Genomic DNA, 20885 nt, shown 5'->3' with positions numbered 1-20885 from the left:
TCCCGTCACCACCGCGCTGACCTGCTGCTTTCGTCACCGATATCCCGCCGACATATCGCTGTCGGTGGGATATCGGTGCCGTGTCGGTGGGCCCCTGCATGGTGGTGGACATGACGACGCGACTGACAGAGAACGGTGGGACCGCCGCCGTCGAGGTGCGCGGTCTGGTCAAGCACTACGGCCCGACCAAAGCCCTCGACGGGGTGGATCTGGAAGTGCGCCAGGGCACGGTGCTCGGCGTCCTCGGCCCGAACGGGGCCGGCAAGACCACGCTCGTACGGGTGCTGTCCACGCTGGTGCGGCCGGACGCCGGCAGCGCCCACGTGGCGGGCTACGACGTACTCAAGCAACCCCGGCAGCTGCGCCGGGTGATCGGGATGACCGGGCAATACGCCTCGGTCGACGAGAAGCTCTCCGGCCGGGAGAACCTGTACATGATCGGGCGGCTGCTCGACCTGCCCCGCAAGGAGGCCAGGTCCCGCGCCGACGAGCTGCTGGAGCGCTTCTCGCTCACCGAGGCCGCCAAGCGGCCGGCGATGCAGTACTCCGGCGGTATGCGCCGCCGCCTCGACCTGGCGGCGAGCATGATCGGCCGCCCCGCGGTGCTCTACCTGGACGAGCCGACCACGGGCCTGGACCCGCGCACCCGCAACGAGGTGTGGGAGGAGGTGCAGCGGATGGTCGCCGAGGGGGCGACGGTGCTGCTCACCACCCAGTACATGGAGGAGGCCGAGCAGCTCGCCCACGAGCTGACGGTCATCGACCGCGGCCGGATCATCGCCGGCGGCAAGGTCGCCGAGCTGAAGGCAAAGGTCGGCGGGCGGACCCTGCGGATCAGGCCGAGCGAGGCCGCAGAGGCCGCCGGGATGGCCGCCGCGATCGCCGAGGCCGGGCTCGACGGCGTCGCGGGCGCCCGCACCGACGACGACGGCCTGGTCAGCGTGCCGATCCTCAGCGACGACCAGCTCACCGCCGTGGTGGGACTGCTGGGCGCCCGCGGCTTCGGCATCGCGCACATCGAGACCCATCTGCCCAGCCTGGACGAGGTGTTCCTCGCCGTGACCGGCCAGAAGGCGTCGGCCGCGGAGGACGGGCCCACCGGCGACGACGGGCCCGGCCCGGCCGCCCCGCACAGCATGACGGACGCACAGCAGAACGTGGAGGTCTCGGTATGAGCGCGGCATCGGCCACCCTGGCCGCACCGGCGAAGGTCACGGCGAACGAGGGCAGGATCGGCCTGCGGGCCAACCTCCGGCACATCGGTGCCCTGGCCCGCCGCAACATGCTCCAGATCAAGCAGGACCCGGAGTCGATGTTCGACGTCCTGCTGATGCCGGTGATCTTCACCCTGCTCTTCGTCTACGTCTTCGGCGGCGCGGTCTCCGGCAAGGGGCACCAGCACGCGTACGTGAACTACGTGGTCCCCGGCCTGATGGCGATGATGGGCATGAACATCGCCATGGCGGTCGGGACCGGCATCAACGACGACTTCCGCAAGGGGGTCATGGACCGGTTCCGCACGATGCCGATCGCGCGGTCCTCGGTACTGATCGCGAAGATCGTGGTCGAGGTCGGCCGGATGATGATCGCGATGGCGATCCTGCTCGGCATGGGCTTCGCGCTCGGCATGAGCGTCGGAACGGACGTCCCGCACCTGCTGATGTCGGTGCTGCTGTCCCTGGTCTTCGGCGCCTCGCTGATGTGGATCTTCATCCTGCTGGGCCTGACGATGAAGACCGCCCAGGCGGTCCAGGGAGTGGCCATGCTCGTGCTCATGCCGTTGCAGTTCGGCAGTTCCATCTTCGCCAAGCCGACCACGATGCCGGGCTGGCTGGAGAGCTTCACGAAGGTCAATCCGCTCTCCAACCTGGCCGACGCGTCAAGGGCGTTGATCAACGGCGGCCCGGTGGCGCACTCGGTGTGGATGGTGGTGGCCTGGTCGATCGGCATCACCGTGGTGACGGCGCCGCTGGCGGTGGCGCGGTTCCGCAAGAAGACGTGACCGGCCGAAGGCGGCACCGCACGCGGGTGCCGCCCGAGGGACCGTCAGTTCGTCTCGCGGATCAGTTCGCCTCGCGCATCAAGGCGACGGCCTCGGCGACACCGAGGCCGTCGCCCGCGGCGTACGCGGCGGCGTACGCGTCCTCGCCGAGCAGTTCGCGCAGCCGGCGGCGGGTCCTGTCGATGTGGCGGGCCTCCAGCGGTGCGATCGCCAGCGGGCGCAGCCGGTCGTGCGCGGACAGCAGCTTGGCCGCGCGGGTCAGCCGCTCCGGCTTGACCCCGGGTTCGGATTCGGCGAGCAGGACCAGCAGTTCCACGACGCCGGGGGAGATCACGATCGCCAGCCGGGGGGTGATCACCTCGGCCAGCGGATGGCCGCTGAGTTCGGTGACGCCCTCGGTCAGCAGCGCGAGGCCGGCCGCCGGCTCACCGGCCCGGCCCATCAGGTGGCCCTTCATGCCGTTGAGCATCCCGACCACGAAGCCCGGTATCGGCGAGCCGCTCGCACGGGTGTCCTGGATGGTTCTCTCGATCAGCTCCCTCGCCTCGGGCACCCGCTCCAGGCGGTTGAGCAGATTGGCGAGTTGCACCTTGCCGAAGAAGGCGGCGCCGTCGGCGGCCGAACCGAACCGCTCGGCGTCCGCGATGCCCTCGCGCATCACCCGCTCGCCCTCCACCACCTCGCCGACGCTCGCCAGCGCGTCGCCGAGCCGGACGGTCACCACCGGGACGTGCTGGTGCGCGCCCATCTTGCGGGCCAGCTCGATGCCCTCACGGCAGCACTCGATCGCCCGGTGCCAGTCCCCCATGTTGCCCGCGGCCTCGGCCTCGGCCGACATCGTCTCGGCCGTGCCCCACTCGTCGCCGAGTTGCTGGAACAGCTCGCGGCTCTCGCTGATGTCCGCCAGCGCCGCGTCCATCCGCTCGCTGACGTCGTTGTTGACCTTCGCCCGCAGTTGCAGCGAATAGGCCAGTTCCCAGGTGCGGCCGAAGGTGCGGCAGGACTCGACGGTCTCGTCCATCAGCTCGTGCAGCCGCGTGAAGTCCCCGGCGAAGAACGCGCCGAAGGGGCGGGTGATGCCGGGCTGCCGGGCGGACTGCGGCAGGTGCGGCGGATAGGTCTCGATCAGGGCGAGGCCGGTGGCGGAGATGTCCCCGTCGGACCACCAGTCGGTCTCCTCGTCGTGCGCGGCCAGCTCGATCACGCGGACGTACCGGCGCGCCTCGAGCAGCCGCTCGCCGTCCAACGGCGGCGGGTCGTCCAGGACGCCGCGCTCGACCGGTACCAGGCTCGGCGGCTCCTGAAACGGGTTCGGGCCCAGCGCCGCCACCACAGTCGGCCAGTACTTCCGCTCCGAGACGTGGTTGCGCACCTCCCAGAACCAGGCGCAGCCGATCACGAGCATCAGCGCCTCCTGCTCGTCGGCGGTGTCCACCGCCCGGCGCAGCGCCGCGCGCAGGTTCTCCTGCTCGCGCTCCAGCCGCTCGAACCAGACGAGTTGGCCGCGGCCGCGCAGCTTCGGGTCGGCGGTGCGGACGTACTCGCGGAAGTACGTCAGGTGCCGTCGCGCGACCCGGTCGCGCTCGCCCGACTCGTCGAGCCGCTCGGCGGAGTACTCCGCGATGGTCTCCAGCATCCGGTACCGGGAGCCGTCCGCGCCCTGTTCGGCGAGGACCAGTGACTTGTCGACGAGGGAGGCGAGCAGGGCGGCCGCGTCCGGCGACGCTATCCGCTCGGCTGCGGACGCCGCGCTCCCGGCCGGCGTCCCGTCGCCGGGCTCCCCGCCGGACGCGGGGTCCGCGCAGACCGCCTCGACCGCGTCGAGGGTGCAGCCGCCGCGGAAGACGGCGAGCCGGCGCAGCAGGACGCGCTCGGCGGGGTCCAGCAGGTCCCAGGACCAGTCGACGACGGCGCGCAGGGTCTGCTGGCGGGGCAGCAGCGTGCGGCTGCCGCCGGTGAGCAGGCGGAAGCGGTCGTCGAGCCGGTCGGCGAGCTGCCGGGGCGACAGGCTGCGCAGCCGGGCCGCGGCCAGCTCGATCGCCAGCGGCAGGCCGTCGAGCCGCCGGCACAGCTCCGCGCAGGCCACCGGGTCGTCGTCGACCGAGAAGCCCGGGCGGGCCGCCGCGCCCCGGTCGGCGAGCAGGCGCAGCGCGGTCGGGTCCGGCAGCGGGTCCAGCGGGCGCACCAACTCGCCGGGCACGCCGAGCGGTTCGCGGCTGGTGGCGAGCACCGACAGGCCCGGGCAGTTCGCCAGCAGCGACTCCGTGAGGGTGGCGGCGGCGTCGATGACGTGCTCGCAGTTGTCCAGCACGAGCAGCAGTTCGCGGCTGGAGCAGTAGTCGGCGAGCTGCCGTGCCGCGTCGCGCGGGCCGGTCTCCGCCGCGATGGCCGCCCCGGCGGCACCGCCGGAGTGCAGCAGCGTCTCGCGCAGCCCGAGCGAGCTGATCACCGCTTCGGGGAGGGTGCGCGGGTCGCTCACCGGGGCCAGCTCGGCGTACCAGACGCCGTCGGCCCAGCGGCCCGCGACCAGGTCACCGGCCTCCTGGGAGAGCCGGGTCTTGCCGGTGCCGCCCGGGCCGGTGATCGTCACCAGCCGCCCCTGCGCGAGGTCCTGCCGCACCGCCGCGAGGTCGCTCTCCCGGCCGACGAAGCTGGTCAGCCGGGCGCGGGCGTTGCCGAGCCCGCACTCCACGGGCCCGCGGCCGCCCGCGGTACGGCCCCGGTCCTGATCGGCCACGGCCGCGCCGCCGGCGGGCGTGCGGTCGTACGTCCAGCCCGCGGGCGCGCCGTCGGCGGAGTCCGCGCCGGGGACGGGGGTGTGCGCGCGGGCGTGGGCGTGGCTACGGGCGGGCGGCGTGCCGGTCGCGCCGGGGCGGCTCCGCGGGCCGTGGTCGCCCTCGCCGGCCCGGTCGGACGGCGCGGCCGGTGCCGGGTGGAGCAGTTCCGCGTGCAGGCGGCGCAGTTCGTCGCCGGGGTCGGCGCCGAGCTGGTCGGCGAGGTCGCGGCGGACCGCCTCGTATGCGGTGAGCGCCTCCGCGGTGCGGCCGGCGGCGCGCAGGGCGCGGATGTGCAGGGCCCGCAGCGGCTCGTCCAGGGGGTGCTCGGCGGCCAGTTCGGCGAGTTCGGGCAGCACCTGCCCGGCCCGGCCGAGCGCGAGTTCCGCGGTCAGCCGCTGCCGGTGGGCGTCCAGCCGCAGCGCCTCGCTGCGTACGGCGGCCGTGCCCCGGTCCGGCAGGTCGGCCAGCGCCGGGCCGCGCCACAGCGCGAGCGCGTCGCCGAGCAGCCCGGCGGCCTTCACCGGGTCGCCCTCGGCCAGCGCCTGCGCGCCTTCCTCGGCCAGCCGCTCGAAGCGGTACAGGTCCACGTCGTCGCGGGCCGCCTCCAGCCGGTAGCCGCCGCCGACCGACCCGACCGCGTCGTGCCCCAGCGCCCGCCGCAGCCGCCCGACCAGCGCCTGCAACGCCCCGGTGGCCCCGGCCGGCGGCTCGCCGTCCCACACCTCGTCGATCAGGACGTCCGCGCCGACCACCCGGCCGGGCCGCAACGCCAGCGCGGTGAGCAGCGCGCGCAGCCGGCCGCCCGCGAGCGCGACGGGTTCGCCGTCGCCCCGCAGGGCCTGAGTGGAGCCGAGGATCGCGTATCGCACGGCCCCATTCTTACGGAGTCGGCGTGGCCGGTGTCACGAAGTGCGCGGGGCCGGCGGCGCGGCGGCGCCCGGGCACGGCGGGTACTGGCGGGGTACGGGCCGGAACCAGGGCCCGCCGCCGTCCGTTTTGCGGACGTGGCACGTGTCCGAGCCCGCCCGGGATGGCATGATCGGGCGGCATCACACCGCTGACCCGCCCGTCGCCGACCCTGCCCGCCGACCACGCCCGCTGATCGCCCCCGCGAGGAGCCCGCACATGACCGTCACCCCGCTGCGCATGACCAGGCGAGGCGAGAACCGCCGGATCAGCCCGGTGTTCCTCGGCATCACCGCGGTGATGGTGGTCTCCGGCTGGGCGGTGTGGGCGGGCTACGCGTCCGACGCCGGCTTCGCGGTGTTCCTGTTCGTGCTGTCCGGCTGGCTCTTCTCGCTGTGCCTGCACGAGTACGCACACGCCCGTACCGCCCTGCACAGCGGCGACACCAGCATCGAGGCCAAGGGCTACCTCACGCTGAACCCGCTGAAGTACGCCAACGCCGCGCTGTCCATCCTGCTGCCGCTGATCTTCGTCATCCTCGGCGGCATCGGCCTGCCCGGCGGCGCCGTGCTCATCGAGCGCAACCGCATCCGCGGCCGGCTGCGGCACAGCCTCATCTCGGCGGCGGGCCCGCTCACCAACGTGCTCTTCGCCATCCTGCTGATGCTGCCGTTCACCCTCGGCCTGGCCGACTCCTGGCCGCACGACTTCCAGGCCGCCCTCGGGTTCCTCGCGCTGCTCCAGGTGACCGCGGCCATCATGAACTTCCTGCCCATCCCCGGCCTTGACGGCTACGGCGTGATCGAGCCGTGGCTGTCCTACGAAGTGCGCCGCCAGGTGCAGCCGTTCGCGCCGTTCGGGATGCTCGCGGTCTTCGGGGTGCTCTACATCCACTCGGTGAACGTCAAGTTCTTCGACGCGATGTACCACGTGATGACGTGGTTCAAGGTGCCGGACTGGATGGCGGGCTACGGCTACTACCTGTTCCAGTTCTGGAAGCACTAGGCCGCGTTGTGGAAGGAGCGCCGTCCGCCCGAAGGGCGGGACCCGTGGCGTCCGGTGCTCCCCGCAGCCTGCGGCGGGGGGATGTGCCCCCAGAACACGGCCTGGCCGCGCCGCCAGGTCAGCCGTCGGGTCACCCGGCGGCGCGCTGCCCGGCCGCGGCCGTCAACTTCGCCTTGCGGTAGTAGTACCAGCACATGTTGCTGGTGAGGCCGGCGAGCAGCACCCAGACCACCCCGATCCACTGGCCGTTGACGAAGGACACCACCGCGGCCGCCACGGCCAGCAGGCACACGATCAGGGAGTAGAGGGCGAGGCGGGGCATGGCGGTCGGGCTCCTGTGCTGGTGGGGGTGGTCGGGGGTGGCGCGGCCCGGCGGGCCGCCGGACGTCACACGTCGGTGACGCGCAGCCCGGCGTGGGCCTTGTAACGGCGGTTGACGGAGATCAGGTTGGCCACCAGGGACTCGACCTGGTGGGCGTTGCGCAGCCGCCCGGCGAACACGCCGCGCATACCGGGGATACGGCCGGCCAGCGCCTGTACGAGGTCGGTGTCGGCGCGGGACTCGCCGAGCACCATGACGTCGGTGTCGATCGACTCGACCGCGGGGTCCTGGAGGAGCACCGCCGACAGGTGGTGGAAGGCGGCGGTGACCCGGGAGTCCGGGAGGAGCGCGGCGGCCTGCTGGGCGGCGCTGCCCTCCTCGGGGGTGAGCGCGTAGGCGCCCTGCTTGTCGAAGCCGAGCGGGTTGACGCAGTCGATCACGAGCTTGCCGGCGAGGGGTTCGCGCAGCGCTTCGAGGGTCTTCGCGTGGCCCTCCCACGGGACCGCCACGATCACGATGTCGCTGCGGCGGGCGCACTCCGCGTTCTCGGCGCCCTGGACTCCCGTTGCGCCCTTCTCGCCCGCGGCCAGCTCGGCCGCGGCGGCCTCCGCGCGCGCCGCGTCCCGCGAGCCGATCACCACGGACTGGCCGGCCCGCGCCAGGCGGTAGGCCAGGCCCCGGCCCTGGTCGCCGGTTCCGCCCAGCACTCCCACCGTCAGCGCCGACACGTCCGGGAGGGCCCAGGGGTCCTTGGCGGCGGGCTTCTTCACATCGTCAGCGGTCATGCGGCCCATCTTCGCACCGCCCCGCCCCCGCGGGTGTCTGCGCCTCCCGGACAGTAACGGACGGCACAGCGGCGGAAGGCGCGGCGGACCGCGGCGGACATGCCGCGGGCGGCGGCGCCCGGCGGCTACCCCGAAAGGACGGGGCGGTCGGCGGGGCCGGCGGCGTCGACCGGGGCCGCGTCCCGCGAGTCGTAGGACATCAGCGCGGGCAGCGCCAGCGCCAGCAGGCCCACCGAGGCGACGCAGGCCAGCCCGCCGGACCAGACCGAGGTCCGCGCGGAGCTCAACGCGGCGACACCGCCGGAGCGGACCTGGCCCAGTTGCGGCCCGGTGGAGTACGACAGCAGCTCGATCCCGGCCAGCCGGCCGCGCAGGCCGTCCGGGATGGTCGCGTTCCACATGGTGGAGCGGCCGATGCCGCTGACCATGTCACAGGCGCCGGCCGCGGCGAGGAACACCAGCACCAGCCAGATCCGGCCCGACCAGCCCGCGCAGGCCATCGCCAGCCCCCAGCCCGCCGCCGCGGCCACCACCATCCGCCCGTGTCCGCGCACCCGCGAGGCCCACCCGCTGGTGAGGCTGACCAGCAGCGACCCCACCGACCCGGCCGCGTACATCAGGCCGAGCGACCACCGCGCGTGCAGGTCGTCCGCCAGGAAGGGGAAGATCGCCGCCGGGTAGGCGAAGAACATCGCGACCATGTCGATCAGGTACGTGCCCAGCAACTCCTTGCGGCTCCAGGCGTACCGCGCCCCCTCGGCGATCCCCCGCAGCGACGGCGGGCGGGCGTCGTGCGCGGCGGGCGAGCGGCGCAGCCCCAGGGCGAGGAGGACCGAGACGGCGAAGGTCACCGCGTCGATGCCGTAGGACCAGCCGAGGCCCGCGTAGGCGATCACCAGGCCCGCGACGGAGGGGCCCGCGATGGCCCCGATCTGCCAACGCAGGGCGTTCAGCGACGCGGCCGCCGCGAGCTGGTCGCGGGGCACGATGCGCGGCACGATCGCGTCGAGCGCGGGCCGCTGGAGCCCGGCCAGCGCGCTGGACAGCGCCGCGCCCGCGTACAGCGGCCCGCGCTCGACGCGAGATGCGGGACCGACGTGTTGAGCAGCAGGCCCACCACCAGCAGGCCCTGCGCCGCCTCCGCCCCGACGATCAGCGTCTTGCGGTCCACCGCGTCGGCGAGCGCGCCCCCGTAGAGGCCGAACACGATCAGCGGCACCAACTCCACCGCGCCCACCGCGCCCACCGCGACCGCGGAACCCGTCAGCTCCTTGATCTGCACCGGCAGCGCGACCATCGTCAGAAAACTGCCGAAGTTCGTCACCACCCCCGCCGACCACATCAGCCGGAAGTCCCGCGAGCTGCGCCAAGGCGCGAGATCGGGCAGAAGCCCCTTCACTTTCACCCGCGCGAATCTGCCCGCCCCACCACTCCCCCGGCAACGCATTTTCCGGGAAGAGCCGCACACACTCAGGGGCGCGGGGAACTGCGCGCTCAGCAGGCCACCGGCCTACGGCCGGACACGGACCGCAACGAGAACGGCGAGCAGCCGAGCGAGGCACGGAAGAGCCGCACATCCCCAGGGGCGCGGGGAACCGCGCGACCGGCCCACCACCGAGGGGTGGTCCCTCGCCCGACAGAACGGGGCACCCGGGCGGGTCGCCCCCACCTACTCCCGTGAGTCCCACTCGTCGTTGCGCTCAGCCACCCGCTCCATCGCGTGCTCGGCCTCACCCTTCGTCGCGTAAGGCCCGAACCGGTCCTTGGAGGGACAGTCCGGCCCCTCCTCGACCCGCTTGTGCTTGAGGCAGTAGAACCACTCCCCCGGCTTCCCCGCGGGCTTGCTCGCCTTGTGAAAGGCCATCGCGCTCTCCTTCTCGCTCACCGGCGGGTGCGGGCCGCCCGGCCCGGCCGAGCCCCTCCCGTTGCCGGGCGCCGCCCCTTCCCATCGTGCCCGATCTCCCGTGGATACACTCGTCGGCATGTCTGGTCAGTCGCTGGTCGTACCCGGCACCCTCTCCCCCGCCCGCCAGGTGCCCGGGGCGATCCCGCGCCCCGAGTACGTGGGCAAGCCGGGGCCGACCCCGTACACGGGTCCCGAGGTGCAGGACGAGGAGACCGTCGAACGGATGCGGATCGCCTCGCGGATCGCCGCGCAGGCGATGGAGGCGGCGGCGAAGGCCGTGGCGCCCGGGGTGACCACGGACGAGCTGGACCGGATCGCCCACGAGTACATGGTCGACCACAAGGCGTACCCGTCGGACCTGGGCTACCGCGGCTTCCCGAAGTCGCTGTGCACCTCGGTCAACGAGGTGATCTGCCACGGCATCCCGGACTCGTCGGTGCTGCGGGACGGCGACATCGTCAACCTGGACGTGACCGCGTACATCAACGGCGTGCACGGCGACTGCAACGCGACGTATCTCGTCGGGGACGTGGACGAGGAGTCGCGGCTGCTGGTGGAGCGCACCCGGGAGGCGCTGGAGCGCGCGATCAAGGCGGTGCGGCCGGGCCGCCGGATCAACGTGATCGGGCGGGTGATCGAGTCGTACGCGAAGCGCTTCGGGTACGGCGTGGTGCGCGACTTCACCGGGCACGGCATCCACACCGCCTTCCACTCGGGCCTGGTGATCCCGCACTACGACGACCCGCGGGCGACCACGGTGATGCAGCCGGGGATGACCTTCACCATCGAGCCGATGCTGACGCTGGGCACGTACGAGTACGACCTGTGGGAGGACGGCTGGACGGTCGTCACCAAGGACCGCAAGCGGACTGCCCAGTTCGAGCACACGCTGGTCGTGACGGCCGAAGGAGCCGAGGTACTCACGCTCCCTTGACGGGCGGCGCCCGGTAGGGTTTGCGGCGATCCCACCGGGTACGAAGGAGAGCCGACGCGCCATGATCCGCCGCAGGTTGTGCCTCGGGGCCGCCGCCATCGCGCTGACCGTGCCGCTGGCCGGTTGCGTGACGGTGCACGGCGAGCGCGCACTCATCCCGTCGATACGGCCCGCCGAGGCGGCCAAGGTGCTGGCGAACTTCGCCGCGCAGAACAACAAGGCCACCAAGTCGTACGACGAGCAGGCGATCGCGGCCATCGAGGCCGGGCCACTGGGCACGATCGACCAGGCCGGGGTACGGGCCAAGCACGCCAACAACCCCCAGGGGAACGCGGATTACTCGGCGCTGAAGTTCTCGCACGCGAAGTTCCTCATCCCCGAGCAGCGCGGCTGGCCGAAGTTCTTCGTGGCGGAGGCGCAGACCGACCGCAACGGCGACTCGCGCTGGCTGCTGGCGTTCCGCCGCGGCGGCCCCGACGAGCCGTGGATGGCGGACTTCCTGGGGGTGGCCACGCCCGACGCGCTGCCGCACTTCGCGGTCGACAAGCACGGCCACGCCGAGGCGTTGCCCCTGGCGGGCACCGATCTGCAGGTCCAGCCGGGGCAGTTGAGCGCGCAGTACACCGACTACCTGGACAGCGGGAAGGACGACGGGAAGAACGGGGCCGGCCCGGCACAGGTCTTCACGGACGGGCCGGCCACCTCCGGCCTCAAGACGAGCCACGAGAAGTCCGCGCGGACCGCCGACACCGTGACCCAGTACGCCGATCAGCCCGACATCTCCGGCGACTTCGCGCCCATCGCGCTGCGCACCACCGACGGCGGCGCGATCGTCTTCTTCGGCTCGCGCCACCAGTCCCGGGCGACCTTCCGTGCGGGGTACCGGCTCACGCTCGACAAGGACACGAAGGCGCTCACCTCGGGCACCCCCAAGACGTCGATCACCCTCGCCCGCGTCGCCCAGAACATGGTGGCCGTGCCGCCGAGGAAGGCCGGCGCGAAGGTGACGTTCCTCAGCAGCCTGACGGGACTGGTCTCCGCGAAGGGTGAGTAGGAGGGTGCCCCTGGGTGGGTGCGGCTCGCCGCGTGCTTGCCCGGGGTTCGCTCAGCGGCCCCACGCGACGGACTCGGGCTCGAACTCGTAGCCGAACTGGGCGCAGGCGTCGGTGAGGACGGCGAGTACGGGCAGCGGGTCGGGCAGCGGCAGGTCGGGGCCGTGGCCGTCGAGCCACTGGACGGAGTTCCCGGAGGGCAGCCGCGCGGGCGGCAGCAGGACGTAGCTGCCGCGGCAGTGCCAGCGGATGCCAGGGTGCTCGTCGGCGGTCTCGGGGTGGCTGTCCAGCTCGCAGGGCCACCACTCGTCCTCGTCGGCGGGGGTGCCGCGGGTCGCGGTGAAGAACATCAGCCGGTCCTCGCCGTAGGCGGCGACCGGCCCGATCGTGGCGGCGTCGACGGTCAGCCGCTCCAGGGCGAGCCGGCCCGCGTCCGCGGGCACGTCGAGCACGTCGTGGCCGATGCCGGTCGCGGTGACGAAGTTCGCCAGCGGGTTGGTGCGCAGCCAGTCCTCGACGCGCTGCGGCTCGGTGGACGCCTGGGTCTGCCAGGCCAGCGAGATCGGGTGCAGGCCCGGGATGGGGCAGCCGATCCGCTCGCAGGAACAGCCGAAGCCCTCGGGGTGGGCGGCGGGCACCAGCCGGTAGCCGGCCTGGGCGGCGGCCCGGGTCAGTTCGTCGCGCCGCGGGTCTGGCACGGAGGGGCGGGAGCGGGAGCCGCGGGCGGAGCGCGGCGCCCGGGCGGGGCGGGCGGCGGTCGAGGAGGACGACCCGCTGTCCGCGCCTCGGCGCAACCAGCCGGACAACCTGTTCCTGCCTGCCATCGAGCTCCTTCCCTCGCCCCCGGGGCCACCGGCGGTACTCGACACGGTACGCCCACGGTTGAGGCCATCCTGCCTCCTGGCTGGATTGAACAGCCACTCGGGGTGGAAGTGTTCCCGTGCAACCTTTACCGACGGGGTGTCGGCAAGGTCTTGACGAAAGAAGTTAGGTAAGCCTTACTTAGGTGGACCTGAGTCCCCGCCCGACCGATGTTTCAGGAGTTCCCCTTGTCGCCGCTGCCCGTCGCCGCCCCCTTCTCCACCGTCATCCGCACCGCGAGCCAGGACCTGCACACCCAGGTGAACAACACGGAGTTCATGAGCGACATGCTCGGGGGCCGTCTCGGCGTCGAGGCGTACGCCCGCTACACCGAGCAACTGTGGTTCGTGTACCGCGCGCTGGAGGACGGCTCCGCCGCGCTCGCCGACGATCCGGTGGCCGGGCCGTTCCTGTACCCCGAGCTCCTGCGGGTGCCCTCGCTGGAGCGCGACCTGGACCACCTGCGCGGCCCCGGGTGGCGGCGGAAGGCGGTCCCGGTGCCGGCCACCGCCGCGTACACCGCGCGGATCGCCGAGGTCGCCGCCACCTGGCCGGCCGGTTACGTCGCGCACCACTACACCCGCTACCTCGGCGATCTCTCCGGCGGGCAGGTGGTGCGCGACACCGCGCAGAAGACGTGGGGCTTCGACCACAAGGGGGACGGCGTGCGGTTCTACGTCTTCGACGCGATCCCCAACCCGGCCGCCTTCAAGCGGGAGTACCGCACCCTGCTGGACGCGATGCCGCTCGACGCCGCCGACCGGGACCGCGTCATCGCCGAGTCCCGCCGCGCCTTCACCTTCAACGGGGCTTTGCTCGCGGAGCTCGCGGGCGCCTGACCCCCCGGGGTGCCCCGTCCGGCCGGTGGAGGGACCACCTGCCGGTGGGGGCTTGTCGCGCAGTTCCCCGCGCCCCTTGGGGGTTGCCGTCCTTCCGCGGAAGGAGCCGCACCCCCCAGGGGCGCGTGGGGGGGTGGTCCCTCAGCCGGCGGAACCGCGCAGCCGCTTGGGTCGGGCCACCAGAACGGTCGCCGCGGCGCCCGTCACCACGAGGGCGCCCGCGGCGCCGAGGAGCAGGGGGACGGGGGTGTCGGAGCCGGTGGACGCGAGTGTCGCGCCGGCGTCGGTGCCGGCGTCGGTGCCGCCGGCGGTGGCCGCGCCGGGAGCCTCGACGGACGCGTCGGACACCGTGGGAGCGGGGCTGCCCGCGGGAGCGGTGGGCAGCGCCGCCCCCTCGTCGAGGGAGACCGCGACCGTCACCGGGTCGAACGCGTCGCCGGCCTGGTAGAACCCGCTGAAGACCTTCGCGCCGTCGGCGGACAGCGCGGCCGCGGCCGAAGTGATCGTGACCACCTGGCCGTTGACCGCCGGCGCCACCCCGCTGAGCGTGGCCACGTCGAGGTCGTCGTAGCTGCTGGACTCGCCGGTGGTCATGTCCTTGCTGGTGACGTCGGCGGTGAGGGTGCCGGTGGCGCCGTTGGTGCTCACCTTGAGGTCGCTGAAGGACAGGTCGAGCGCGTAGGTCCCGCCGGTGAGGTGCCCGAGGAAGTGGACGCCGCCGGAGAACGAGGCGTTGAGCGCCTTGCCGTCGGCGTCCCACGTGCCGGTGCCCTTCGGGAAGCGGTAGCCGGACGCGGTGGCGGTGGCGCCGCCGGTCGACTCGACCTTGCCGTCGGCGATCGGGCCGGTGACGTAGCTGCGGAAGGACTCCTTGACGCCCCAGTCGAGGTTGCCGTCGACCACGGTGGCAGGGGTGCCGGGCGCGGCGCTGCTGGGCGGGGTGGTCGGTCCGGTGCTGGGGTCGGTGCCCGGGGCGGTCGTGGGTGCCGTGGTGGGCGGGGTGGTGGGCGGCGTCGTCGGGGCGGTGGTGGGCGGGGTGGTCGGGGGCGTGGTCGGCGCGGCGCCGGCCGTCACCGCGAGGTCCGCCGGGTCGAGCGCGGTGCCCGCCTGGTACATGCCGTTGAACGCCTGCGCGCCGTCGGCGGTCAGGGCCGCCGCGATCCCGTCGTAGGTGATCGCGCCGGTGGCGTCGTGGCCCGCCGTGGCCGCCGACAGGTCGAGCGAGGCGAAGTCCACGTCGTCGGAGGTGGCGCCGGCCGCGGTCACGTCGGCGGTCAGGGTGCCGGTGGTGCCGGTGGTGGTCAGCTTGATGTCGGCGAGCTTGATGTCGAAGCCGTGCAGCGTCGAGGCGAACTCCACGCTCCCGTCGAACGCGACGGTCACCGCGTGCGTGCTCGTGTCGTACGTCCCGGTGCCTCCGGAGAAGCAGTACGTGCCGTCGGCGTTGGTGCCGGCCCCGTCCGCGGTGGTGATGGTGCCCGCCGCCGGGCCGGTGACGTAGCTGCGGAAGGACTGCTTCAGGCCCCAGTCGAGCGTGCCCCCGCTCAGGGGCAGGGTCGGCGGCGGGCCGTCCGCGGCGGCGGCGAGCGCGGGCAGCCCGAGCGCGGCGGCGCCCCCGGCGGTGGCGGCGGCTATCGCCAGGGCGAGCACGCGGGAACGGTGCCGGCGGGGCATGCGGGTGACTGCGGACATGGTCGAAGGTCTCCTCGACGGAAGGGGATGGGCGGGTGATCGGGTGAACGGTGGGGGGTCGGTGACAGACGGGGGCCGGTGGGCCGCGAACAGGCTTGCGCCGAGGGCCGCTTCGGGTCGCCGTCAGTCGGCCTCGGGCCCGGATGTCGGTCCGGGCCCGAGACCGGGTTCGGGAGCGCGGGGTTCCGTCGCGCGGGGTTCGGTCCCGGCGAGTTCGGTCGGGGCAGATTCGACTGCGGCCGGTTCCGTTGCCGCCGGCTCGGTCGCGGCCGGTTCCGTCGCGGCGGATTCGACCGCGGCGGATTCGGCTGCGGCCGGTTTCGCCCGGCGGCGGTTGCGGTTCCTGAGCAGCACGGCCGCGCCCAGCGCGAGCACGACCGCCGCGCCGAGGGCCGCCGCGGTGGCGGTGACGGCCGAGGTGCCGTCGGCGGCGTTCCCGGTAGGCGGTGCGGCGGTCGGCGACGGGGTGGGCTTCGCCGCCGGTGCGGCGGCGGCCGTGGTCGGGGGGGTTCCGATGTCCGGCAGCGCGGGCAGCTTCGCGGACGCCGTGAGGGCGGCCGAGACGCTGAGCGGGTCCATCGACGTGCCCGCGGTGTAGAGGCCGTTGAACCTCGCGGCGCCCTGCGCGGTGAGCGTGGTGGGCGCGTCCTCGATGGCGAGCAGGCCGTTCTTCGGGGTGGGCGCGGCGGGCACCGTGAAGGTCGCGAAGGGGACGCCGTCGGCGTAGAGCGTGCCCTTGGTGCCGGCGAGGTGCACGCGGACCGCACGGAGGGCGAGGTCGAGCCCGTACGAGCCGTCGGCGGCGCGCATGCCGAGGAAGCGGACGGTGCCGGCGAAGTGGGCGTCGAGGGTGTGCCGCTTGGCGTCGTAGCTGCCCCGGCCGCTGCCGAAGCGGTAGACGGCGCCGCCGTCCTGGGCCCCGCCGGACACCTGCGTACGGCCGCGGGCGAGGTCGCCGGTGACGTACTCGCGGAAGGTGCGGCGCACCCCCCAGTCGACGGCGCCGTCGGCGAGGGTGCCGGAGGTGGCGGCGGGCGTGCCCGAAGTGGGCGTGGCGGTGGGCTTCTTGGCGGGCGCGGTGGTCGCGGCGGCGGCCCGGTGCAGGTCGACGGAGAGCGTGACCGGGTCGAGCGCGGTGCCCGCGGTGTAGTACCCGGCGAAGGCGCGGGCGCCCTGCGCGGTGAGGGTCGCGGGGACGTTGCCGAGGTTGAGCTGCGTACCGGTGACGCCCTGGGTGCTGACGCCGCCGAGGGCGAGCGCGGCGAGCGGGACCTGGGCGGTGGTGGTGACCTTGCCGGTGCCCTTGTCCTTGCTGCGCATGTCGGCGTAGAGGGTGCCCGCGTGGCCGGAGATCCGCACGGTGGGGCGGGAGATGGTGAGGTCGAGGAGGTAGGCGCCGTTGCTCTGCCGGTGCCCGAGGAAGCGCACGCCGCCCTGGAAGCCGGCGGTGAGCGCGCCGGTCGCCTGGTCGTACGAACCCTGCGCGGACGGGAAGCGGAACTGGCTGCTGCCGACGGTGTCCGCGCCCCCGGTCAGGCTCCAACTGCCTTGCGCGATGGGGCCGGTGACGTAGCTCTGGAACGACGCCTTGATGCCCCAGTCGAGCCGGCCGCCGGAGACCGTGCGGGTGCTGGAGGCCGCGGGCGCCGCCTTCACGGCCGCGGGGGCCTTCGGTGCCGCGTGCGCGGAGGTCGCCGGCGGCAGCAGGACGGCGGCGAGCAGCGCGGCGCCCGCGGTGGCGAGGGTGGCGACGCGTGCCCGAGGAGGCACGCGGCGGCGCGCTCGGGCCCGGACGCGGGCAGGGCGGAGCAACGGCATACGGACCCCTCAAGGACTGGATAACTTAGGTAAGGCTAACCTAAGCTAACCTCCTCGGAAGCGGGAAGCCCCCGCCCCCGGGTCCGGCACAGCGACGACGACAGGCGGTATGCGGTGAAGAGACGGTCAGCGCGGCGGACTGACGGGGCCTCGGCCGGAGGGCCGTCGCGCCGGACCCGGGAGCGGGCGCGCCGGAGGCCGCGGGGGCGCGGGGAGTTGCTCGCCCCGGTGGCCGGGATCGTGCTCGCGGCGCTGCTGGCCGGGTGCGGAGGGAGCGCCGGGAGCGGGCCCTCGGGTTCGTCCGCTTCCTCCGGGACCACCGGTTCCTCGGGCGCTTCTGGCTCCTCGACCGCGGCGCCCGCCGACACGGTGCAGCCGCTGTCCGGTACGCCCGTGCCCCAACTGCCCGCCACCGTAAGGTCGTCCGACGGCCGTACCGTCACCGTCCGCAGCGACGACCGGATCATCCCGCTCACCGGCGGCCTGTCCGAGGTGGTCTTCACCCTCGGCCTAGGCGACCACGTGGTGGCCCGCGACATCTCGGCGACCTTCGCCCAGGCCGCCGGGCTCCCCCTGATCACCCGCGCCCACGACGTCTCCGCGGAGGGCGTGCTCTCGCTGCACCCCACCCTCGTGCTCGCCGAGTCCACCACCGGCCCGGCCGACGCGATCGCGCAGATACGGGCGGCGGGCGTCCCGTTGGTGGTCCTGCCGGCCGCCACCTCGCTGTCCGACGTCGGCCCGAGGATCGACGCGGTGGCCGCCGCGCTCGGCGTGAAGCCCGCCGGCGACCGGCTGCGCGAGCGCACCGCGCGGCGGATCGCCGCCGTACGGAAGGCGATTCCCGCCCAGGCCCACCAGCCGCGGGTGGCCTTCCTCTACCTGCGCGGCACCGCGTCCGTCTACCTCATCGGCGGGCGCGGCTCCGGCGCCGACTCCCTCATCGCCGCGGCCGGCGGCATCGACGCGGGCGTCGCGTCCGGCCTGGACAAGGACTTCACCCCGATCACCGCCGAGGCCCTGGTGAAGGCGGCGCCCGACGTCATCCTGGTGATGACCAAGGGGCTCCGCTCGGTGGGCGGGACCTCCGGCCTGGAGAAGGTGCCGGGCGTCGCCCAGACCCCGGCCGGCCTGGACCACCGGGTGGTCGCCATCGACGACGGCACCCTGCTCAACTTCGGCCCGCGCACGGATGTCGTGCTGCGCGAACTGGCCGACGGAATAAGGAAGTCGGCGACGTGACGGCCCGGCAGGACGAGGCGCCGGCGATCGCGGTGGCCACCGTCCGCCCGGCCGCCCGCCGGCGCCCCGGGCCCAAGCCGCCCGGAGCGGCGGCTCGTTCGGTGGGGGCGCGTACGCGTACCGGTGCCGCCGGCGCGTACGGCGGCACGTCAGCCGCGGTCCCGTACAACTCCCTTGTCGCAGAAGCGGATACGGCCGCGGATACGGCTTCGGATACAGCCGCGGATTCGGCCGCGGATTCGTCCGTCGGTCCACCCGCGGGCCTCGCGGAACCCTCCGAACCTCCTTATCGCAAGCGCCGGTTGACCGTTCTCCGGCCCGGCGTCGCGCGGCGCGAGGCCGTACACGGTACGGCGCTGGCCGTCGGACTGGTGCTGCTCGCGCTGCTGTCGGTCGGTGTGGGGGCGTACCACATCGGTACGGGGGACGTCGTGGCGTCGGTGGCGCACCGGATCGGGTTCGGCGGCCATCGGCTGGACCGGGTCGGCGAGTCCGTGCTGTGGGACGTGCGGGTGCCGCGGGTGGTGCTCGCGGTGCTGGTCGGGGCGTCACTCGGCTGCGCGGGCGCCTTGATGCAGGGCGTGTTCGGCAACCCGCTGGCCGAGCCGGGGGTGATCGGGATCTCCTCGGGCGCCGCCGTCGGTGCCGCCGGGTCCATCGCGCTCGGCCTCGGCTTCGCCGGGAACTGGACGGTCACGGTCTGCGCGTTCGGCGCCGGCCTGCTGACGGTGCTGGCGGTCTACGGGCTCTCCCGCTCCGGCGGCCGCACGGAGGTGGTGACGCTGGTGCTCACCGGCATCGCCGTCAACGCCTTCGCGGGCGCCGCGATCGGCCTGTGCGTGTTCTACGCGGACAACGCGCAGCTCACCGAGATCACCTTCTGGCAGCTCGGTTCGCTGTCGCAGGCGACCTGGCCCAAGGTGCTCGCGGTGCTGCCGTGCGCGGCGGCCGGGCTCGCCGTCGCGCCGTTCTTCGCCCACCGCCTGGACCTGCTCGCACTCGGTGAACGCCAGGCGCGGCACCTCGGTGTCGACGTGGAGCGGATGCGGCTGGCGCTGATCGCGGTGGTGGCGCTGCTGACCGCCGCCGCGGTGGCGGTCGCCGGCATCGTCTCCTTCGTCGGGCTGGTCGTGCCGCACCTGCTGCGGATGGCGGCCGGCCCCGGCCACCGCTTCCTCCTGCCGGGCAGCGCGCTCGGCGGCGCGGTGGTGCTGGTGGCCGCCGACCTCGCCGCGCGGACCCTCGCGGCGCCGGCGGAACTCCCGCTCGGGGTGCTGACCGCGCTGGTCGGCAGCCCGTTCTTCTTCTGGTTGCTGCGCAGGACCCGTGGCCGGCAAGGGGGTTGGGCGTGAACGTACGACGCCTGCGCGGCGGACCGGCCGGCATGGGGCTCTTCCCGCGCCGGCCCGCACCGCCGGTCCCGGCCCGGCCCGGCGACGTGCTCGCCGAGGCCCGCGCGCTGCGGGTACGGCTCGGCGCGCGATCGGTGCTGGAGGACGTGTCGCTGGCCGTACCCGCCGGGGAGGTGCTGGCCCTGGTCGGCCCGAACGGCGCGGGCAAGTCCACGTTGCTGGCCGCGCTCGCGGGCGACCTGCCGGCCGCCGGCGGCGAGGTGCTGGTCGGCGGCGCGCCCGTAGCGAGCTGGACGCCCGCGCAACTCGCGCTGCGCCGGGCGGTGTTGCCGCAGTCCGCGCCGCTCGCCTTCCCGTTCACGGTCGACCGGGTGGTCCGGATGGGGCGCGCGCCCTGGGCCGGGCGCGGTGCCGGCGACGGCGCCGGCGACAGCGACGATGCCGCGGTCGCCGGCGCGATGGCGGCCACCGGCGTCCACGCCCTGTCCGGGCGGCCGTATCCGGCGCTGTCCGGCGGCGAGCGCGCCCGCGTCGCCCTCGCGCGCGTCCTGGCCCAGCAGGCGCCGCTCCTCCTCCTGGACGAGCCCACCGCGGCAATGGATCTGCGCCACCAGGAACTCGTCCTGCGCGTCTGCCGCGACCAGGCCGCCGCCGGCCGCGCCGTCGTGGTCGTCCTGCACGACCTCGGGCTCGCCGCGGCCCACGCCGACCGCGTCGCCGTGCTGTCCGCCGGCCGCCTCACCGCCCACGGCTCCCCCGCCCGCGTCCTCACGGCCGGCCTGCTCACCCGCGTCTACCAGCACCCGGTGGAGGTCTTCCGCCACCCCCGCACCCGCCTGCCGGTGGTGCTCCCGCGCCGGTAGCCCACGGTGGGGAGGCAGCGCCTGCCGCGGGCCCCGCGCTTGGAAGGCTTGTTGGGGGCAACCCCTCACGAGTTCAAATCTCGTATCCTCCGCCAGTGCCTCACCGGGCACGACGTCGAAGGCCCCCTCGTTCGCGAGGGGGGCCCTTTCGCCCAACGCTCGCAGGTCCGCGCCGAACAAGCCGCCGCCCACACCCTGCGTGCGGCCGCCCGCGACATCGTCCACACGGCCACCGGCCCGAACAGCAGCGCTCTCGCCGCCCTGACCGCCACCCTGGTCTGGGCCGTCATCCTCGCCGCCCGCTGGCACGACGCCAAGGGCCACGCCCAACAAGCAGCCGCAGCCCGCCAGACCGTCCAGCACCTCCAAGCCGCAGCCGACACCGCCCGCAACCCCGCCCCCAACCGCCGCGCCGAAGCCGCCCGCCTCCGCTCCCAGCTCTCGGCCGCACCGCTTCAGGCAGCAGCGGGGACACCGCCCAAGACCCCGGCATTGGAGACGCATCGCACCCGTCCTCGGCGGTAGGACA

At 74.1% G+C, this 20885-nt stretch carries 16 protein-coding genes and 2 pseudogenes; 10 read left to right on the top strand and 8 right to left on the bottom strand.

What is annotated here, in order from left to right:
• The first annotated feature begins 110 nt into the window (after positions 1-110).
• Together ACIPAE_RS14345 and ACIPAE_RS14340 are read left to right on the top strand one after the other, a co-directional pair.
• The gene (locus ACIPAE_RS14345; protein ID WP_366413832.1) at positions 111-1175 is read left to right on the top strand and encodes an ATP-binding cassette domain-containing protein; all 1065 of its coding nucleotides are present in this window, start codon (positions 111-113) and stop codon (positions 1173-1175) included.
• Positions 1172-2002 (top strand): ABC transporter permease, encoded by an 831-nt coding sequence (locus ACIPAE_RS14340; protein WP_329370127.1) that lies wholly within the window; start codon positions 1172-1174, stop codon positions 2000-2002. Before ACIPAE_RS14345 ends, ACIPAE_RS14340 begins: the two co-directional genes overlap by 4 nt.
• A 61-nt stretch (positions 2003-2063) precedes the next feature.
• Here the strand turns inward: ACIPAE_RS14340 and ACIPAE_RS14335 are convergent, their stop codons facing one another.
• Positions 2064-5648, bottom strand: coding sequence for an AfsR/SARP family transcriptional regulator (locus ACIPAE_RS14335; RefSeq protein WP_402445249.1), 3585 nt, complete (start codon positions 5646-5648; stop codon positions 2064-2066).
• A gap of 256 nt (positions 5649-5904) precedes the next feature.
• On the opposite strand from ACIPAE_RS14335, the gene ACIPAE_RS14330 reads away from it, so the two are divergent.
• A complete protein-coding gene (locus ACIPAE_RS14330; protein ID WP_329370125.1) occupies positions 5905-6690 on the top strand; it encodes a site-2 protease family protein in 786 nt (261 codons plus the stop codon).
• Positions 6691-6820: 130 nt separating this feature from the next.
• Here ACIPAE_RS14330 and ACIPAE_RS14325 read toward each other — a convergent pair whose 3' ends face one another.
• The 4 genes and pseudogenes from ACIPAE_RS14325 to ACIPAE_RS14310 form a co-directional block, all read right to left on the bottom strand.
• The gene (locus tag ACIPAE_RS14325) at positions 6821-7012 is read right to left on the bottom strand and encodes a hypothetical protein (protein WP_328463304.1); all 192 of its coding nucleotides are present in this window, start codon (positions 7010-7012) and stop codon (positions 6821-6823) included.
• Between the two features lie 65 nt (positions 7013-7077).
• On the bottom strand, positions 7078-7806 hold the full coding sequence (gene npdG, locus ACIPAE_RS14320) for an NADPH-dependent F420 reductase (protein ID WP_402445247.1): 729 nt from the start codon (positions 7804-7806) through the stop codon (positions 7078-7080).
• Between the two features lie 116 nt (positions 7807-7922).
• A pseudogene (locus ACIPAE_RS14315) lies at positions 7923-9244 on the bottom strand (MFS transporter).
• Between the two features lie 222 nt (positions 9245-9466).
• Positions 9467-9661 carry a hypothetical protein gene (locus tag ACIPAE_RS14310; RefSeq protein ID WP_329370120.1) on the bottom strand — a complete coding sequence of 65 codons (195 nt, stop codon included), beginning with the start codon at positions 9659-9661 and terminating at the stop codon, positions 9467-9469.
• A gap of 118 nt (positions 9662-9779) precedes the next feature.
• Here ACIPAE_RS14310 and map point away from each other — a divergent pair, with 118 nt between their 5' ends.
• Positions 9780-10637 (top strand): type I methionyl aminopeptidase, encoded by an 858-nt coding sequence (gene map, locus ACIPAE_RS14305; protein ID WP_402445245.1) that lies wholly within the window; start codon positions 9780-9782, stop codon positions 10635-10637.
• Positions 10638-10698: 61 nt separating this feature from the next.
• Positions 10699-11691 (top strand): hypothetical protein, encoded by a 993-nt coding sequence (locus tag ACIPAE_RS14300; RefSeq protein ID WP_366413829.1) that lies wholly within the window; start codon positions 10699-10701, stop codon positions 11689-11691.
• 51 nt (positions 11692-11742) lie between these two features.
• Here ACIPAE_RS14300 and ACIPAE_RS14295 read toward each other — a convergent pair whose 3' ends face one another.
• The gene (locus tag ACIPAE_RS14295) at positions 11743-12513 is read right to left on the bottom strand and encodes a bifunctional DNA primase/polymerase (protein ID WP_329370114.1); all 771 of its coding nucleotides are present in this window, start codon (positions 12511-12513) and stop codon (positions 11743-11745) included.
• Between the two features lie 207 nt (positions 12514-12720).
• On the opposite strand from ACIPAE_RS14295, the gene ACIPAE_RS14290 reads away from it, so the two are divergent.
• On the top strand, positions 12721-13389 hold the full coding sequence (locus ACIPAE_RS14290) for a heme oxygenase (biliverdin-producing) (protein ID WP_402445243.1): 669 nt from the start codon (positions 12721-12723) through the stop codon (positions 13387-13389).
• Between the two features lie 141 nt (positions 13390-13530).
• On the opposite strand, the gene ACIPAE_RS14285 is transcribed toward ACIPAE_RS14290, so the two are convergent.
• Both ACIPAE_RS14285 and ACIPAE_RS14280 read right to left on the bottom strand, forming a co-directional pair.
• Positions 13531-15081, bottom strand: coding sequence for an HtaA domain-containing protein (locus ACIPAE_RS14285; RefSeq protein ID WP_402445242.1), 1551 nt, complete (start codon positions 15079-15081; stop codon positions 13531-13533).
• 123 nt (positions 15082-15204) lie between these two features.
• Complete coding sequence (locus tag ACIPAE_RS14280; RefSeq protein ID WP_402445240.1) at positions 15205-16899, bottom strand: HtaA domain-containing protein; 1695 nt, start codon at positions 16897-16899, stop codon at positions 15205-15207.
• Positions 16900-17127: 228 nt separating this feature from the next.
• Here ACIPAE_RS14280 and ACIPAE_RS14275 point away from each other — a divergent pair, with 228 nt between their 5' ends.
• The 4 genes and pseudogenes from ACIPAE_RS14275 to ACIPAE_RS14260 all read left to right on the top strand — a co-directional run.
• Positions 17128-18141, top strand: coding sequence for a hemin ABC transporter substrate-binding protein (locus tag ACIPAE_RS14275; protein ID WP_402445238.1), 1014 nt, complete (start codon positions 17128-17130; stop codon positions 18139-18141).
• A gap of 302 nt (positions 18142-18443) precedes the next feature.
• Entirely contained in the window at positions 18444-19493 is a 1050-nt protein-coding gene (locus ACIPAE_RS14270) for a FecCD family ABC transporter permease (RefSeq protein ID WP_402445237.1), read from the top strand.
• 32 nt (positions 19494-19525) lie between these two features.
• The gene (locus tag ACIPAE_RS14265; RefSeq protein ID WP_402445491.1) at positions 19526-20356 is read left to right on the top strand and encodes a heme ABC transporter ATP-binding protein; all 831 of its coding nucleotides are present in this window, start codon (positions 19526-19528) and stop codon (positions 20354-20356) included.
• A 150-nt stretch (positions 20357-20506) separates the two neighbouring features.
• Positions 20507-20747: pseudogene (locus ACIPAE_RS14260) on the top strand (mobilization protein); the annotation flags it as partial.
• Positions 20748-20885: the final 138 nt, after the last annotated feature.

The organism is Streptomyces sp. NPDC087270 (genome assembly GCF_044744625.1).
Taxonomy (GTDB): Bacteria; Actinomycetota; Actinomycetes; order Streptomycetales; family Streptomycetaceae; genus Actinacidiphila.
The sequence above is the reverse complement of the archived record's forward strand: the minus strand, read 5'-3'. Positions and strand labels throughout refer to the sequence as shown.

Coding starts and splice junctions, on each gene's coding strand:
- ACIPAE_RS14325 (WP_328463304.1), bottom strand. CDS start 7,012: ATGCCCCGCCTCGCCCTCTACTCCCTGATCGTGTGCCTGCTGGCCGTG.
- ACIPAE_RS14290 (WP_402445243.1), top strand. CDS start 12,721: ATGTTTCAGGAGTTCCCCTTGTCGCCGCTGCCCGTCGCCGCCCCCTTC.
- ACIPAE_RS14330 (WP_329370125.1), top strand. CDS start 5,905: ATGACCGTCACCCCGCTGCGCATGACCAGGCGAGGCGAGAACCGCCGG.
- ACIPAE_RS14265 (WP_402445491.1), top strand. CDS start 19,526: ATGGGGCTCTTCCCGCGCCGGCCCGCACCGCCGGTCCCGGCCCGGCCC.
- ACIPAE_RS14310 (WP_329370120.1), bottom strand. CDS start 9,661: ATGGCCTTTCACAAGGCGAGCAAGCCCGCGGGGAAGCCGGGGGAGTGG.
- ACIPAE_RS14340 (WP_329370127.1), top strand. CDS start 1,172: ATGAGCGCGGCATCGGCCACCCTGGCCGCACCGGCGAAGGTCACGGCG.
- map (WP_402445245.1), top strand. CDS start 9,780: ATGTCTGGTCAGTCGCTGGTCGTACCCGGCACCCTCTCCCCCGCCCGC.
- ACIPAE_RS14300 (WP_366413829.1), top strand. CDS start 10,699: ATGATCCGCCGCAGGTTGTGCCTCGGGGCCGCCGCCATCGCGCTGACC.
- ACIPAE_RS14285 (WP_402445242.1), bottom strand. CDS start 15,081: ATGTCCGCAGTCACCCGCATGCCCCGCCGGCACCGTTCCCGCGTGCTC.
- ACIPAE_RS14280 (WP_402445240.1), bottom strand. CDS start 16,899: ATGCCGTTGCTCCGCCCTGCCCGCGTCCGGGCCCGAGCGCGCCGCCGC.
- ACIPAE_RS14295 (WP_329370114.1), bottom strand. CDS start 12,513: ATGGCAGGCAGGAACAGGTTGTCCGGCTGGTTGCGCCGAGGCGCGGAC.
- npdG (WP_402445247.1), bottom strand. CDS start 7,806: ATGGGCCGCATGACCGCTGACGATGTGAAGAAGCCCGCCGCCAAGGAC.
- ACIPAE_RS14345 (WP_366413832.1), top strand. CDS start 111: ATGACGACGCGACTGACAGAGAACGGTGGGACCGCCGCCGTCGAGGTG.